The sequence below is a fragment of the Streptococcus mitis bv. 2 str. SK95 genome, assembly GCF_000222705.1.
In the GTDB taxonomy this organism is placed as follows: Bacteria; Bacillota; Bacilli; order Lactobacillales; family Streptococcaceae; genus Streptococcus; species Streptococcus mitis_AY.
Genome location: NZ_AFUB01000003.1, coordinates 1 through 604 on the forward strand (window position 1 = coordinate 1; position 604 = coordinate 604).

General features: G+C 42.9%; 1 protein-coding gene. It reads right to left on the reverse strand.

Features of this window, described 5'->3' with window-relative positions:
- Window positions 1-14: 14 nt before the first annotated feature.
- Window positions 15-488, reverse strand: coding sequence for a hypothetical protein (locus tag HMPREF9965_RS02985; RefSeq protein ID WP_001049383.1), 474 nt, complete (start codon window positions 486-488; stop codon window positions 15-17).
- Between the last annotated feature and the right edge of the window lie 116 nt (window positions 489-604).

Sequence of the window (604 nt, forward strand, 5' to 3'; positions counted from 1 at the left end):
AATCTCCTTTCATTTTATCTAAAATCACTCAATACCACTCTTAATTCTCCTAGAAGTGCCTTGCGTCCTTTGAAACATTCTCCTCCCATTAGACGGTCAAGTTGTTCTTGTTTTTCTTTACTCTGACTTGCCTTGTAATTCCTTAGCAGTTCGTGAAAGAGATAGTAATCATCCAGTCTCAGTCCTTTTTCTCCTAGGCGATGACTGATTTCGCTCACCTCCTCATAAGGCTCTTTGTCGAAACGGCGCTTGTGACTTTCCTGTTTACGGATGTAGTCTAGGATACGATTGCGGAATTTGGTTTTAAAGCACACATATAGTTGATGGCGCTCACCAACTAGTAACTCTGGATGGTGACTGACCAGCTCATACAGGCACATCATCCCCTCCTGGTCCCAGTCCTCTTTCTCCCACAGATGTAAATGGTATTCTTTGCGGCACTTATGGACGATCCCCTTGCTTTCTTCGTATAATTCTTTTAGATTCATAGACCTCTCCTTTCTACCTTTAGTCTAGCAGAAAGCATCCAGCCTTTGATCTACTTCTCCTCTTCTGTACTTCTCACTACCTCAACTGCATACAAAAAGAGAGGCATAGCCTCTCT